The sequence below is a fragment of the Streptomyces sp. S.PNR 29 genome (assembly GCF_030386795.1).
In the GTDB taxonomy this organism is placed as follows: domain Bacteria; phylum Actinomycetota; class Actinomycetes; order Streptomycetales; family Streptomycetaceae; genus Streptomyces.
The window spans coordinates 1-16,503 of sequence record NZ_JANUQM010000026.1 but is presented as its reverse complement, the minus strand read 5'-3'; the positions used below and the strand labels follow the sequence as shown (position 1 = coordinate 16,503).

Here is a 16,503-nt window from a genome sequence, read left to right as displayed (position 1 = left end):
CAACACGATGGTCGACCAGCTCTCCGCCTTCGCCGACGAGGTCACCCGCGTCGCCCGCGAGGTCGGCACCGAAGGACGCCTCGGCGGACAGGCGGACGTCAAGGGCGTCAAGGGCACCTGGCGCGACCTCACCGACTCGGTGAACTTCATGGCGGGCAACCTCACCGGCCAGGTCCGCAACATCGCGCTGGTGGCGACCGCGGTGGCCAAGGGCGACCTCTCCCAGAAGATCACCGTCGACGCACGCGGCGAGATCCTCGAACTGAAGAACACCATCAACACGATGGTCGACCAGCTCTCCGCCTTCGCCGACGAGGTCACCCGCGTCGCCCGCGAGGTCGGCACCGAAGGACGCCTCGGCGGACAGGCCCAGATGCGCGGTGTGTCGGGCACCTGGAAGGACCTCACCGACAACGTCAACGTGATGGCGTCCAATCTGACCGGCCAGGTCCGCTCCATCGCCCAGGTCGCCAGCGCCGTGGCGCGCGGCGACCTGTCGCAGCGGATCACCGTCGAGGCCAAGGGCGAGGTCGCGGCCCTGGCCGAGGTCATCAACACGATGGTCGACACGCTGTCGGCGTTCGCCGACGAGGTCACCCGCGTCGCCCGGGAGGTCGGCACCGAGGGACGCCTCGGCGGGCAGGCGCATGTGCCGAACGTCGCGGGCACCTGGAAGGACCTCACCGACAACGTCAACTCGATGGCCAACAACCTCACCGGCCAGGTGCGCAACATCGCGCTGGTGACGACCGCGGTGGCCAGGGGTGACCTGTCGAAGAAGATCGACGTGGACGCGCGCGGCGAGATCCTGGAACTCAAGACGACGATCAACACGATGGTCGACCAGCTGTCCGCCTTCGCCGACGAGGTCACCCGCGTCGCCCGCGAGGTCGGCACCGAGGGACGCCTCGGCGGACAGGCCGAGGTGGAGGGCGTCTCGGGCACCTGGAAGCGTCTGACGGAGAACGTGAACGAGCTGGCGGGCAACCTGACCCGGCAGGTCCGCGCGATCGCCGAGGTCGCGAGCGCCGTCGCCGAGGGCGACCTGACGCGTTCGATCACCGTGGAGGCGTCCGGCGAGGTCGCCGAGCTCAAGGACAACATCAACTCCATGGTGGAGTCCCTGCGTGAGACCACCCGCGCCAACCAGGAGCAGGACTGGCTCAAGACCAACCTCGCCCGGATTTCGAGCCTGATGCAGGGCCACCGCGACCTGCCCGTGGTCGCCGAGCTGATCATGGACGAGCTGGTCCCCCTGGTGTCGGCTCAGTACGGCGCCTTCTACCTGGCCGAGGACGGCGACGACGGGCCCGAGCTGCGACTCGTCGGCTCCTACGGATACCCCGAGGACAGCAGCCGGCCCACCCGCATCGCCTTCGGCCGCACCCTGGTCGGCCAGGCGGCACGCAGCCGGCGCACCATCACCGTGGACGAGCTGCCGCCCGACTACGTGACCATCTCCTCGGGGCTCGGCCAGGTGGTGCCGACCGCGCTGGTGCTGCTGCCCATCGTGGTCGAAGGCCAGGTCCTCGGCGTCATCGAGCTGGCGTCGGTCACCCCCTTCACCCAGACCCACCAGGACTTCCTGGCCCAGCTGATGGAGACCATCGGCGTCAACGTCAACACGATCGTGGCCAACGCCCGCACCGACGAGCTGCTGGTCGAGTCGCAGCGCCTGACGGCCGAACTGCAGGCCCGGTCGGCGGAGTTGCAGGTGCAGCAGGAGGAGCTGCAGCGCTCCAACGCCGAACTGGAGGAGAAGGCCTCGCTGCTGGTGGCCCAGAACCGGGACATCGAGGCGAAGAATCTGCAGATCGAGCAGGCGCGGCAGGAACTGGAGACCCGCGCCCAGCAGCTGTCGCTGGCCTCGAAGTACAAGTCGGAGTTCCTGGCGAACATGAGCCACGAGCTGCGCACCCCGCTCAACAGCCTGCTCATCCTCGCCCAGTTGCTGGCCCAGAACCCGTCCCGCAACCTCACCCCGAAGCAGGTCGAGTACGCGCAGATCATCCACTCGGCCGGCTCGGATCTGCTCCAGCTGATCAACGACATCCTCGACCTGTCGAAGGTCGAGGCCGGGAAGATGGACGTCACGCCCGAGCGGGTGGCGCTCAGGCAGCTCATCGAGTACGTCGAGGCCACGTTCCGGCCCATGACGACGCAGAAGGGCCTGGACTTCACGGTGACGACCGCGCCCGGCGCGCCCGCGGACCTGCTCACGGACGACTCCCGGCTGCGCCAGGTACTGCGCAATCTCCTGTCGAACGCCGTGAAGTTCACCGAGCAGGGCGGCGTGGAGCTGAGCATCGAGCCCGCGGCGGACGACGAGGTGCCCGAGGGCGTGATCCGGGGCGGCGCCGTGGTGGCGTTCCGCGTGAAGGACACCGGCATCGGCATCCCGGAGCAGCAACTGGAGACGATCTTCGGCGCGTTCCAGCAGGCGGACGGCACGACGAGCCGCAAGTACGGCGGCACGGGTCTCGGTCTGTCCATCACCCGGGAGATCGCCCAACTGCTCGGCGGTGCCGTGACGGTGGACAGCACGCCCGGCCAGGGCAGTGCGTTCACGCTGTTCCTGCCCGTGGCCCGGGCCGACTTCGAGGACCTGATCAGCCACGGCAGAACTCCGGAACGGGCCTCGGCCGAGCCCCTGCCCGAGGGGTCGTACCGCCCGGTGCCGCTGCCCCCGGCCCGGCCCCGGCGCCTGCTCGTCGTGGAGGAACGGCCGCGCGGTCTGCTGACCCTCGTGGCGGAGAGCGTGGTCGCCGATCTGACGCACGGCCGTGACGACGGTGGGCAGCGCCCCGCGGTCGACATCATCACCGCCGTCGGCGCACAGGAGGCGGCGGGCGCGCTCGCGGCCGAACCGTGCCACTGCGTCGTTCTGGACCTGGGCATGCGGGACGGCGAGGCGTCCCGTTTCCTCCAGGCTCTGGAGGGTGACTCGGCGCTGACCAGCGTTCCGGTCCTGGTGCACAGCGGTCACCGCACCGACGTGGCCCTGGAGGAGACGCTGCGGTCCCGTTCGGCGGGCGGGGCACTGGAGTTCCTGTCCAGTCTCGACGAACTGCGCGAGCGCATCGCCCTGCACCTGTCGGCCGAGGAACCCGGGGACGTGCTGTCCCTGGTCCGGCCCGAGGAACCGCAGCAGCCGACGCCGCCCCCCGTCGACGTGGCGGCGGGCCGCACCGTCCTCGTCGTCGACGACGACGCGCGCAACCTCTTCGCGCTCAGCGGGATCCTGGAACTCCACGGCTTCCGGGTGCTGCATGCCGAGAACGGGCGCAAGGGCATCGAGACGCTGGTGAACAACCCGGACGTCTCGCTCGTGCTGATGGACGTGATGATGCCGGAGATGGACGGCTACACCGCCACGGCCGAGATCCGCAGGATGCCGCAGTACGCCGAGCTGCCCATCATCGCCGTCACGGCGAAGGCGATGCCCGGCGACCGGGAGAAGAGCCTCGCCTCGGGCGCCAGCGACTACGTCACCAAGCCCGTCGACACCCGCGACCTCATCTCCTGCGTCCGGCGCTGGCTGCCCGCATGAGTACGCCGGTGCCCGTCCCGCACGCCGGCGGGCCGGGCGCCCCGCAGCGCCTGCCGTTCCGCGCCCCAGGGCGCTCCAGCCGAGGAGCATCCACACCGTGAGCATGTCCGAGCATCCGAGCGAACCGGGTCAGGTCGGTGAGCCGAGGCTCGCGTCCGCCGCTGTCCCGACGTCCTCCTTCCCATCGGCGACTCCGCACGAGCTGCCGGTGGCTCCCGACGGTCCGTCGGTGGCTCCTGACGGGCTGTCGATGGCTCCTGACGGGCTGTCGGTGGCTTCCGACGGTCTGTCAGTGACCGCCGACGGGCCGTCCGCGGATGTCGTGGGCGACTCTCCCGCCTCTCCGGTGGGCAGACTGGCGGCCACGGTGGAACGGCTCAGCCGGGAGGTGCGGGCCGCCCAGGCGGAGGCCGAGGGGCGTGCCCTGATCGAGCTCGCCAAGGGCATCCTGGTCGAACGGCTGAAGTGCGGACCGGCCCAGGCCGCCCGGCAGCTCGCCGAGCTGGCCGAGCAGGCCCAGGTCACCCCCCTGGAGTTCGCGGTCGACGTCATCAACCAGGCCGCCCGGGACCGGATGTCCGAGGTGACCAACGCGTTCCTCGCCGCCACCAAGGCCGCCGACGAAACGGAGGCCGAGTCGGCCGCCGTACGCCTCCGGGCGGCCGAGAGCGGTGTACTGGCCGCGGACGACACCCAGGCCGTCGCCGACGCCCTGCTGGAGCAGGCGTTGCGCCCCCTCGGCGCGGTGGCCGTGGCCATCTGGGCCGCGGGTTCCGACGGTTCGCTCACACTGGCGGGCAGCGCCGGTTTCTCACCGGCCGAGGCCACGCGCTGGCGTTACGTGCCACCGGACGTCGTGACGGTGGCGCGGCGCGGCCTCACCGAGCGCGAGGGGCAGTGGATCACCTCCCTCGGGCAGACCGGGCTGCCCAGCATCGGCCTGCACCACCATCCGGAAGGCGGCAGGGCCGCCCTGCCGGCCGGCACCGGAGGGCGCATCCACGGCGTGCTGGAGATCGCCTGGCCGACCCCCCTGGCACCGCAGCCCCCACAGATCGTCCGTCAGGTGGAGGCCCTGGCCGAGTTGTGCGCCCACACGCTGGAGACGTACTCGCCGCCGCACGGCGGGGTCCAGGAGCCGCGCGTGCTGCCGGACGCCGCGGAGCTGATGGATCTGGCCGACGGGCTGCACGATCCGGCCCTGGTCCTGGTGCCGCACCTGGACGCCGCCGGGCACCTGGTGGACTTCCGCATCCAGCATGTGAACAGCCGTTTCCTGGATCCGGCCGGCCGGCCGCGGGCGGTCGTCAACGGCGCGCTGCTGCTTGAGGCGTACCCGATGGCCGCCGGGGACAGCGAGCTGTTCCAGCGCATCGAGCGCGTGTACGCCACCGGGGAGGCCTTCAGGGCCCGTCGGATGAACCTCACGGCGCTCGTCGACCAGGTCCCCCTCTCGGCGGTCGCGGACATCAGCATCAGCCGGCACGGCTCCTCCGTACTCCTCATCTGGCGTATCGAGGACGAGACGGCGCGACTGGCGAGCCTGCTCCAGCACGCCCAGCGTCTGGGCCGTATCGGCGGCTTCGAGGAGAACATGCTGACGGGTGAGATCACCTGGAACGGGCAGCTGTTCGACCTCTACGGGCGTCCTCGGTCGAGCACCCCGGTGCCCCTGGAAGAGCTGACGGCCCATGCGCACCCGGACGACGGCGTCTCCATCCGCCGCTTCCTGCGCACGCTGTTGCACCACCGGCGCCCGGCGGCCGCGGCCTTCCGGCTGCAGCGGCCGGACGGGGTGACCCGGCACATCCGGATCGTCGCCGAACCGGTGCTCGACACCGACGGCCGGCTGCTCCTGATCCGCGGCGCCTGCCAGGACATCTCGGCCCAGCACTGGACCGAGGTGGCGCTCGCCGCCACCCGCGACCAGCTGGCGCACACCGAGCAGCAGGCCACCGAACGCAACCGGCTGACCCTGCAGCTGCAGCACGCCATCATGCCTCCCACCCAGGCGCCGTTGCAGGTGGACGGCCTGCAGGTGGCCGTCCGCTACCGGCCGGCGGAGACCGAGCAACTGGTGGGCGGCGACTGGTACGACGCAGTCGTCCTGCCGTCCCGGCTGGTGCTGCTGTGCGTGGGGGACGTGGCCGGGCACGGAATCGAGGCCGCTACCAGCATGGTCGTCCTGCGCAACGCGCTGCGCGGCCTGGCGGTGACCGGTGCCGGTCCGGGCCAGCTGCTGTCGTGGCTCAACATCGTGGCGCACCATCTGACGGGCGCCGTCACCGCGACGGCGGTGTGCGGTCTGTACGACCCGGCCCGGCGGACGCTGCGCTGGGCCAGGGCGGGCCACCTGCCGCCCGTGCTCGTCCGGGACTCCGAAGCGGCTCCGCTGCCCCTGGTCAAGGGCTTGCTGCTCGGAGCGGTGCCCGAGGCGGTGTACGAGGAGACCGAGATCCAACTGGCCGCCGACGACACCCTGTTGATGTACACGGACGGTCTGATCGAGCGCCGAGACCGGTCCGTGGAGGAGTCCCTGACCCATCTGCTGACGACCGCCCGCACGGCGCCCACCACACTCGACCAGCAGCTGGACCGTTTGTTGACCTACAGCAGGTCGGACACCGACGACGACACGTGCATCGTGGGCATCCGCGTCGGGTGAGGGACCCGGCGACGTACCTTCTTCAGGTTCAGCACCCTCTTCAGGGCAGTTGCGGGGCGGCTGCCGGCCCGGTTTCCACGATCGGCCCCAGATAGGCCCCGCCCGAGACGTCGATGGTCCGGCCGGTGATGTGGCGGCCCTGCGGGCTCACCAGGAAGGCGACGACGTCGGCGACGTCCTCCGGGTCGCCGAGGCGGCCGAGTGCGGTGATCGCCTCCAGGCCGGCAACCACCTCGGGGACGGCGGTGTAGTGCTCGATCATGTCGGTGCGCACCGCGCCCGGTGCCACCGTGTTGACGGTGATGCCGCGCCGGCCCAGCTCGTTGGCCAGCGAGGGGGTCAGTGCCTCCAGTGCTGCCTTGGTGATGGTGTAGCCGATCTGCGTGGAGACCGCTATCCGGCTGGCGATCGATCCCATGTTGATGATCCGCCCGCCGTCGTTCAGCATCGGCAGCGCGCGTTGCGTCACGAAGAACGGAGCGGTGACGTTGACCGCGAGCAGCCTCTCCAGCTCCTTTGGAGTCACCTGCGCCATCGGGTTGTCCGAGGAGATGCCCGCGTTGTTGACCAGGATGTCCAGTCCCCCGCCCGCCAGTCGCGCCGTCAGGCCCTCGAACAGTCGGTCCACTCCGCCCGGCGCGTCGAAGCTCGCCTGCACGGCGAACGCCTGTCCCCCGGAGTTCACGATCCGCGCCACGGTCTCCGCAGCCGCCGACCGGTTGCCGCCGTAGTGCACGGCGACCCGCGCGCCCTCGGCGGCGAGACGGAGCGCGATCGCTCTGCCTATGCCGCGTGAACCGCCTGTCACCAGTGCCGCCTTGCCTTCCAGCAGACCCATGGGGCTTTCTCCTGTTCCGATGCGATGCGTGTGCTCCGGGAGCGCTACCGCCCACCTGTGCGCAGCCAGTCCTGCACGGCACGAGCTGTCCCCTCGACGTGGTCCGTCATCATCGAGCAGTGGTCGCCGGGAACCTCCACGTAGGTGTCGGCCCCTTTCCAGGTGGAACGCCACTCGTGGTCGTCCAGGGCTTCACCGGGCACGCCGGGAACGCACTGGGCCGGTCGTACGAAGAGGGTGGGGGTCCGCACGGGGCCGGGCGACCAGTGCGCGAACGCGTCCATGTAGCGGCGCATGGCGGTGAGGCCCCTGAAGTCCAAGCCCGCGAAGTGTGCCCGGCGGTCCAGTACCTCGTAGTTCATGGCCCGCATCAAGCGCTCCGGCATGTCCGCCAGTACATAGGCGTCCAGCAGCACCAGGGCGGCCGGCGAGGCGCCCTCGGCCTCCAGACGGCCGGCCACCGCGTGTGCCAGCATGCCTCCGGAGGAGTAGCCGACGAGGACGCACGGTTCGTCGCCCAGGTACTTGCGTACCGCCGCCGCCTGGACCCCGATCATCGTTTCGGTGTCACGCGGCAGCAGCTCACCGCCGTCCGCGAAGCCGGGCAGCGGCAGCGCCGTGACCGCCCCTGCTCCGCGGTACGCGGACGCGAAGGCGCCGAACTGCATCGCGATCGGCACGGGGACCAGAGGGGGCAGACACAGCAGAGCGGGCCCACGGTCGCCGGGGGAGAGGGGCACCGGCCGCAGCCCCTCCAGCAGCGCGGAAGTGTCATCGGAATGGGAGCGCAGTTGCAGGGCCGCTCCGACCAGGCGGTTCGCCTCCGCGGTCCTACCGTCCGCACGGGCCTGCCGGAACAGCCGGCCGAAGGGTTCGTCCGCGTCCGTCCGCGGTGCGGACTGGTGGGACGTCTCTCCTCCCGGTACTGCGGTCCCCTGGGCGGAAAGCTCGGCCAAGAGGTGGTCCGCCAACTCGTACGGTGTCGGATGCTCGAACACCATGGCCGCGGACAGGTCCAGCCCGGTGGCGGTCGCCAGTCCGTTCCGCATCGCCATCGCGCTCAGCGAGTCGAACCCGACGTCCCGAAAGAGACATCCCGGGTCCAGCGCCTGGTTCGTGGAGTAGCCCAGGACGGACGCGGCCTCGGCCAGCACCAGTTCCAGCAGGGCCTGTCGGCGTTCGTGCTCGGCCAGTTCGGGCAACTGCCGAAGCGGCCTTCGCTCCTCAAGAGGAGCGGGCTGGGCCGGCTCCGGCACAAGGACGGCGGGGGCCTGCGCGTCGGCAGTGGCCCGACCTGCCCGATCCCGTAGCCAGTACCGCTGCCTCTGGAACGCGTAGGCAGGAAGGTCGAGATGGCGGCCCCGCGGGGTTGCCGTGCCCAGCACCGCCGCCCAATCGACAGCCACACCCCGTACGAACAGCTCGGCGGCGGCACGTACCACCGCCCGCTGTTCCGTCGAACGCCGACGCAACGACGGCACCCAATGCAGGGGCCGCGGCCCGGCAACGCACTCGGGCCCCATGGAACTCAGCGAAGCGTCCCCGCCGACTTCCACACAGACTTCCGCGCCGGCATCCGCCAGCTCCTGGACCGCTCGGGAGAAGTACACCGGCTGCCGTATCTGCCGCACCCAGTACTCCGGATCGCACACTTCCTCCGGCCGCGACGAACTCCCGGTGACCGTGGACACCCAGCCGATGGCAGGGGGCCGGAACTCCACCGTCGCCAGGACCTGCCGGAACTCATCCAGCATCGGCTCCATCAACCGCGAGTGAAAAGCGTGCCCCACCCGGAGCGGAGTGACTTTGCATCCCCGTTCTCGCCAGTCGTCCGTCAGTCGGCCCATCGCTTCCGCGCTTCCCGAAACCACCGCAGAGGACGGCCCGTTGACAGCCGCGATCTCCACCTGCCTGCCAGGGGAGAGGTCGAAATCGGCGAGCCAGGAGACAACGTCCCTCGTCGGCACCCGTATCGCCGCCATCCCGCCGCCCGTCGGCAGCCCGTGCATCAGTCGACCGCGGGCAACCACAAGCCGAACCGCATCCTGGAGACTCCACAACCCGGCCACATGACCCGCAGCGAACTCGCCGACCGAATGGCCGAGAACCCAGGAAGGCGCCACACCCCAGGATCTCCACAGCCGCCACAACGCCACCTGGAAGGCGAAGAGCGCCGGCTGCGCGAAATCCGTACGGCCGAGGAGGTCTCCCGCCTCGGAGCCCTCCTCAGCGAACATCACCTCCTGTAAGGGGCGGTCCAGCAGGCCGTTCACGGCCGCGCACACCTCATCCAGCGCCTGCGCGAACGCCGGGTACGAGTCGTACAGCTCCCGTCCCATCCCCGCCGACTGTGTCCCCTGCCCCGGAAACACCAGCGCGACCCGGCCGTCGGCACCTGCCCGTCCCCGTACCAGGTTGGACGCGGCACCACCGTCGGCGAGGGACGCCAGACCGCCCAGCAGCTCCTCGCGGTCCTCCCCGAACACCACCGCACGGTGCTCGAACACCGAGCGGGAGGTCGCCAACGCCCCCGCGACATCCTGTGCGTCCGCAGCCTCTGTCCCCCGCGCCCACTCCGCCAACCGCGTTGCCTGCGCCGCCAGCGCCTCGGGCGTGTGACCGCTGACGACCCACGGCACCACACCCCCCGAACGTACGAGCTGCTCGCCCTCAGCCTCCTGCGGGGCCTGCTCCAGCACCACGTGCGCGTTGGTGCCGCTGATACCGAAGGACGACACCGCCGCCCGTCGCGACCGGCCGACATCGGGCCACTGCCGCGCCTCCGTCAGCAGCTCCAGTCCGCCCGAGGACCAGTCCACATGCGGAGAGCGCTCCTCAGCATGCAGCGTCCTGGGCAGGACCCCCTGCCGCAGCGCCATCACCATCTTGATCACTCCCGCCACACCGGCCGCCGCCTGCGTGTGCCCGATGTTCGACTTCACCGAGCCCAGCCACACCGGCTGTTGATCCGGCGACCGCTTCCCATAGGTCGCCAGCAACGCCTGCGCCTCGATCGGATCGCCCAGCGCCGTGCCCGTACCGTGGGCCTCCACCACATCGACCTCGGCCGCCCCCACGCCCGCATCCGCCAGCGCCTGCCGGATCACCCGCTGCTGCGCCGGACCGTTCGGCGCCGTCAACCCGTTCGACGCCCCGTCCTGATTCACCGCCGAACCCCGCACCACCGCCAGCACCCGATGGCCATGACGCCGCGCGTCCGACAGACGCTCCACCACCAGCACACCCGCACCCTCGGCCGGGCCGAACCCGTCCGCACCAGCCCCGAACGCCTTGCACCGGCCATCCGCCGCCAGCCCCCGCTGCCGGCTGAACTCCACGAACGTCGCGGGCGTCGCCATCACCGTCACCCCACCCGCCAACGCCAGCGAACACTCCCCACTCCGCAACGCCCGCACCGCCAAATGCAACGCCACCAACGACGACGAACACGCCGTGTCCACCGACACCGCAGGACCCTCAAGCCCCAGCACATACGCCACCCGCCCGGAGGCCACACTGCCCGCGTTGCCGCTGCCGAGATAGCCTTCGAGACCGGCCAGGAGGCCGCTGTCCTCCGGCACGTATGCCTGGTGCATGACGCCCGTGAAGACGCCGGCCCGGGTCCCTCTCAAGGAGCGGGGATCGATACCGGCCCGCTCCAGCGCCTCCCACGACGTCTCCAGCAGCAACCGCTGCTGCGGATCCATCGCCAACGCCTCACGCGGCGAAATACCGAAGAACCCCGCATCGAACTCCGCGGCGTCATACAGGAAACCGCCCGAACGCGCATAGCTGGTCCTCGGCCGGTCCGGATCCGCGTCGAACAACCCCTCCAGGTCCCAACCACGATCCGCGGGGAAGTCACCGATCGCGTCCACGCCCTCGGCAACCACCTCCCACAGAGCCTCCGGAGACTCCACACCCCCCGGGAAACGGCAGCCCATCCCCACGATCGCGATGGGTTCGCGCGATTGCTCGACAAGCCGTCGGTTCTCCTCTCGGAGCTGCCGGGTCTCTTTCAGAGATGTCCGCAGCGCGTCGACGAGCTTGCTGTCGGCAGGCGCATCTTCCTTCATCAGGACCTCGCTCAGGCAATCGTCAGGACGCGGAGTCGCCGTACGCCAGTGCGATCAGGCTCTCGGCGTCGAGGGTGTCGATGATGTCGGCGTCATCGGCATTCGGAGCGCTTCGTTCACTCGTGGAAGCGGCCCGGCTGTCGTCTCCGTCGTCGGACCCTTCGTTGCCGGCAGCACCTGGCAGGGCAGCGAGTTCGGCGCACAGGTGGGCCATGAGGAGGCGCGGGGTCGGGTGATCGAACACCAGGGTGGCCGGCAGCCGCAGCCCGGTGGCGACGTTGAGACGGTTGCGGAATTCCACGCCTGTGAGCGAGTCGAAGCCAAGGTCCTTGAACGCCCGGTCCGCGCTGATGAGGTCCCGCCCGGTGTGCCCGAGCACCAGCGCGGCTTGGTCCTGCGCCAGGTCCAGCACGAGGCGCTCACGCTCGGCTCGGTCCGCCCTGATCAGGCGGTCGCGCAGGCTGTCCACGCCCTGTCCGCGCTGTCGGCCCGGACCGGCGGCCGTCGGCACCGGGCCGCGGCGGCCCGGTGTTCCGGCCACCCGTTCCAGCAGCCGCGGCACCGTTCCGGCCGTGAGCCCCGCCGCGAGTCGCGCGGGGTCGAAGCGCACGGGCGCCAGTTGCGCTTCGGGCGTGGCCATGGCGGCGTCGAAGAGAGCGAGGCCTTCCTCCAGTGTGAGCGGTACCAGCCCTCCACGGGAGATGCGGGCGAGGTCCGTGTCCTCCAGATGCCCGGTCATGCCACTGCTGTCGGCCCAGAACCCCCAGGCCAGCGAGATGGCCGGAAGCCCCTCGGCGGCCGTGCGGCACGCGAAGGCGTCCAGGAAGGCGCTCGCCGCGGCGTAGTTGCCCTGTCCGGGACTGCCGACGGTGCCCGCGAAGGAGGAGAAGAGCACGAAGGCGTCGAGGTCGAGGTGCCGGGTGAGGGCGTGCAGGTTGACCGTGCCGTCGATCTTGGGGGCGAGCACTCGGTCCAGGTGTCCTGTGCCGAGCGAGGTCACCACCGCGTCGTCGAGTACGCCCGCGGCGTGGACGACCGCCCGCAGTGGGTGCCGGGAAGGGATGCCTGCGATGACGTCCGCCAGGGCTTCCCGGTCGGTCACATCGCAGGCGGCGACGGTCAGCGTGGCTCCGTGCTCGGCCAGGGAGTCCCGCAGTTCGTCCACGCCGGCCGCGTTCGGCCCCTGCCGCCCGGTGAGAAGCAGGTGGCGTACGCCGTGGGTGGCGGCCAGATGTCGGGCGAGGGCCCTGCCCAGAGTTCCGGTGCCCCCGGTGATCAGCACGGTGCCTTCGGGGTCGATGGGGCGTGGCACGGTCAGCACCAGCTTTCCCACATGCCGTGCCTGGCTGAGGAACCTGAAGGCTTCCGGGGCGCGGCGCATGTCCCATGCGGTGGTGGGCAGGGCCCGCAGCGTGCCCTGGGCACCGTGGGCCAGCAGCTCGGTGAACATCTCCTGGATGCGATCGGGCCCGGCTTCCAGGAGCTCGAAAGCCCGGTAGCGCACCCCCGGATGGCCGGCGGCGATCTCTTCCTGGGTGCGTATGTCCGTCTTTCCCAGCTCGATCAGCCGGCCGCCCGGTGCGAGCAGCCGCAGCGAGGCGTCCACGAAGTCTCCGGAGAGGGAGTTCAGTACGACGTCCAGGCCGCGACCACCGGTGGCCTTGCCTATCGACTCCTCGAACTCCAGATCCCGTGACGACACGATGTGTGCCTCGTCCAGGCCGAGCGACCGGAGCGTGCCTCGCTTGCCCGGGCCGGCGGAGGCGAAGACCTCGGCGCCCGTCATCTGCGCTATCTGGACGGCGGCCATACCGACGCCACCGGCTGCCGCATGCACGAGCACGGTCTCGCCGGGTTTCAGCTGCGCGAGGTCGGTCAGGGCGTAGTAGGCGGTGAGGAACACGATGGAGAAGGCGGCCGCGTCGGCGAACGACCACGTCTCAGGGACATGGGTGAGGAGTCGGCTGTCGGCGACGACGGTGGGACCGAACGAGTCGGGAACGATGCCCATCACGCGGTCGCCGGGGGCGAGTTCGCGTACGCCGTCGCCGACCTCGGTGACCACGCCCGCGGCTTCGCTGCCCAGAGTCGCGTCGCCCGGATACATGTCCAGGGCGATGAGGACGTCGCGGAAGTTGAGGCCCGCCGCGCGCACCGCGACCCGCACCTCGTGGGGCGCGAGCGGCCGGTTGGCATCGGCGCAGGGGACGAGAGCGAGGCCGTCGAGGGTGCCCTTGGCCACGCTTTCCAGCCGCCAGGCGCCCTGCGCGGCGTTCTCCGGGACAGGCAGCCGGGCCGACGCGCCGCTTCCCGCGGTGGAGGAGGCTCGTACCAGGCGCGGTACGCGCGGCTCACCTCCCCGCAGGGCCAGTTGCTGATGCCCCGATGCCACGACCGCAGGCAGGGCGGCCATCGAGGCCGGGTCGGTGTCGACGTCGATCAGCTGGAGAGCATCCGGGTGCTCGGTCTGAGCGGAGCGTACGAGCCCCCACACGGCCGCCTGTACGGGGTCGGGGCCGGGCTCGCCCGCCTCCGTGGACACGGCGCTCCTGGTCACCACCACCAGCCGCGACCCCGGCCTCCGTTCGCGTGCGAGCCAGGACTGTATGTCCTTGAGCACCGCGCTGACCTTGGCTCGCGCGATCTCCGGCAGGTCCGCTCCGTCTGTGACGGGAGCGGTCGTGCACGGAGCCAGTACGAGGTCCGGGTGGGGGGCTGTCGGTGCGTCGAGGGCGGCGGGGGAGTCGGCAGGGCCGAGGGAGTCGAGGAGTGACGGGGAGACACCGGCGTTCCGTAGCGCGGCAGCGCACGCGCCGGGCAGGTCGGACTGAGCGTCATGGGAAGAGCTCAGCAGGCCCCAGGCGGCCGAGGCGGGCACGGCGGGGAGAGGCCCGCCCGCGGGCTGCCAGGCCACGCGGAACAGGGAGTCCTGGTGCGTCGACACCGCTGCCCGCAGTCGGCTCTGCGACACCGGTCTCATCACGACCGCGTCGGCGGTCAGCACCGGGTTCCCGGCGGTATCCCACGCGGACAGCGCCACGCCGTCCGGACCGGCCGCTGTCAGGCGCACCCGCAGGAGGGAAGCGCCGACCGCGTGGACCGTCACGCCGGTGAAGGAGAACGGCAGTCGCGCTGTCTCCCCGTCGGGCAGCAGATCCGCGGCCACCACCGAGTGGAGCACGGTGTCCAGCAGCGCCGGGTGCATGAGGTACTGGTCCGCCTGGCCCTCCACCAGTTGCGGCAGACGCACTTCGGTGAAGGCCTCGCCGCTGTGGGCTCCGCGCCAGACGGCCTCCAGGCCCCGGAAGGCCGGACCGTACTCCAATGCGCCGGCCGCCAGCCGCTCGTACACACCGTCCAGTGCGACCGATGCCGCCCCGGCCGGAGGCCATGCCGGGCAGGGCTCGACCGAGGCGGCCGGGTCGGGAGCCACTGTGGCGCCGGCATGCCGGGTCCAGGATTCGGTGCCGTCCCGGCGTGCGAAGACGTCCAGCTCGTGCCGTCCGGTCTCGTCTCGCGGGCCGACCCGGAGCTGTAGGTCGACTGCCGCGTCGTCGGGGATGACCAGCGGGGTGTGCAGGACCAGTTCCTCGACCCGCACGCAGCCCACCTGCTCACCGGCCCGGGCGACCATCTCCACCAGCGCGGTGCCCGGCACCACGACGGTGCCACCGACCCGGTGATCAGCCAGCCAGCCCGGTCGGCCGGCGGACAGCCGGCCGGTCAGCACCACCCCGCCACCATCAGCCAGCGGCACCGCCGCACCCAGCAAGGGGTGACCCACTTCGTCCAAGCCCAGGGCAGCCGGGTCGGAACCGCGCTCCGGCGTCTCCAGCCAGTACCGCCGGCGCTGGAAGGCGTAGGTGGGCAGATCCGTGGGGGTGTGCGGGGTGCCGGTGACGGTGTTCCAGTCGACGTTCGCACCGCGGACGAAGAGTTCGGCGGCCGAGGCCAGCACACGCTCCGGACCGCCCTCGTCCCGGCGCAGCGTTCCGGTGGCCACCACATCGGCCACGCCCCTGTCCGCGGCGGTCTCCTCCACGCCCACGGTCAATACCGGGTGGGCGCTGCACTCGACGAAGAACCGGAAGCCCTCGTCCAGCAGCCCGCGCACCGCCTCCTCGAACCGCACAGGCCGACGCAGGTTGCGCACCCAGTACCCGGCATCCAGCCCACCACCGTCCACCCAACCGGCCTCCACCGTCGAATACACCGGCACCCGCCCAGTCCCCGGCGACACTCCCGCCAGCTCCCGCTCCAACCGGTCGGCGACCCGCTCCACCTGCACCGAATGCGAGGCATAGTCCACCGGGATCCGACGGACCCGCACCCCCTCCCCCTCACCGATGGCCACCAGCCCGTCCAACGCCGCAGGCTCCCCGGAAACCACCACCGACGCAGGCCCGTTGACCGCCGCCACCGACACCCCCTCCCCCACCGACACACACCACTCCCGCACCCGCTCCACCGGCGCCGCCACCGACACCATCCCCCCACACCCCGCCAGCACCTCACCAATCACCCGACTACGCAACGCCACCACCCGCGCCCCGTCCTCCAACGACAACGCACCCGCAACCACCGCCGCCGCGATCTCCCCCTGCGAATGCCCCACCACCGCCCCCGGCCGCACCCCCAACGACTCCCACACCGCCGCCAGCCCCACCATCACCGCCCACGACACCGGCTGCACCACATCCACCCGCTCCAACGACACAGCCCCCGCAACACCACACACCACATCCACCAACGACCAGTCCACCCACGGCGCCAACACCCGCGCACACTCATCAACCCGCGCAGCGAACACCGGCGACGCCGCATACAACTCCCGCCCCATCCCCACCCACTGCGACCCCTGACCCGGAAACACCAGCACCGTGCCGGCACCGGCAGCGTCCGCCACACCCGCGATCACACCGGCGCCCGGGATGCCCTGCTCGATCTTCTCCAGACCGCTCAGCAGCTCCTCGCGGTCCCGGCCGACCACAACGGCACGGTGTTCGAACACCGACCGCGAAGACGCCAACGTCCCCGCGACACCGTCTACTTCTGTCGCATCGCGTACCCACTGCGCCAGCCGTGCCGCCTGCTCCCGCAACGCCTCGGGCGTATGACCACTGACCACCCACGGCACCACACCCCCCGAACGCACGAGGTGCTCGCCCTCAGGCTCCCGCGGGGCCTGCTCCAGCACGACATGCGCGTTGGTCCCGCTCATCCCGAAGGAAGACACCGCCGCCCGCCGCGCCCGGCCCACCTCCGGCCACGGCCGCGCCTGCGCCAACAACTCCACCCTGCCCGCAGACCAGTCCACATGCGGCGACGGCCGATCCACATGCAACGTCCGCGGCAGCACACCATGACGCAACGC

5 protein-coding genes are annotated in these 16,503 nt (G+C 71.1%); 2 read left to right on the top strand and 3 right to left on the bottom strand.

Going from position 1 to position 16,503, the window contains the following annotated elements:
* Positions 1-3,550 (top strand): HAMP domain-containing protein (locus NW895_RS40410; protein ID WP_289942194.1); only part of this gene is annotated, 3,550 nt, incomplete at its 5' end.
* A gap of 103 nt (positions 3,551-3,653) precedes the next feature.
* The gene (locus NW895_RS40405; RefSeq protein WP_289942209.1) at positions 3,654-6,215 is read left to right on the top strand and encodes a SpoIIE family protein phosphatase; all 2,562 of its coding nucleotides are present in this window, start codon (positions 3,654-3,656) and stop codon (positions 6,213-6,215) included.
* 40 nt (positions 6,216-6,255) lie between these two features.
* Here the strand turns inward: NW895_RS40405 and NW895_RS40400 are convergent, their stop codons facing one another.
* The 3 genes from NW895_RS40400 to NW895_RS40390 are packed head-to-tail and all read right to left on the bottom strand — an operon-like array spanning position 6,256 to position 16,446.
* Positions 6,256-7,053, bottom strand: coding sequence for an SDR family oxidoreductase (locus tag NW895_RS40400; RefSeq protein WP_289942192.1), 798 nt, complete (start codon positions 7,051-7,053; stop codon positions 6,256-6,258).
* Between the two features lie 44 nt (positions 7,054-7,097).
* Positions 7,098-11,129, bottom strand: coding sequence for a beta-ketoacyl synthase N-terminal-like domain-containing protein (locus NW895_RS40395; RefSeq protein WP_289942190.1), 4,032 nt, complete (start codon positions 11,127-11,129; stop codon positions 7,098-7,100).
* Positions 11,130-11,151: 22 nt separating this feature from the next.
* A complete protein-coding gene (locus NW895_RS40390) occupies positions 11,152-16,446 on the bottom strand; it encodes a type I polyketide synthase (protein ID WP_289942189.1) in 5,295 nt (1,764 codons plus the stop codon).
* Positions 16,447-16,503 lie beyond the last annotated feature (57 nt).

Coding starts and splice junctions, on each gene's coding strand:
- NW895_RS40400 (WP_289942192.1), bottom strand. CDS start 7,053: ATGGGTCTGCTGGAAGGCAAGGCGGCACTGGTGACAGGCGGTTCACGC.
- NW895_RS40405 (WP_289942209.1), top strand. CDS start 3,654: ATGTCCGAGCATCCGAGCGAACCGGGTCAGGTCGGTGAGCCGAGGCTC.
- NW895_RS40395 (WP_289942190.1), bottom strand. CDS start 11,129: ATGAAGGAAGATGCGCCTGCCGACAGCAAGCTCGTCGACGCGCTGCGG.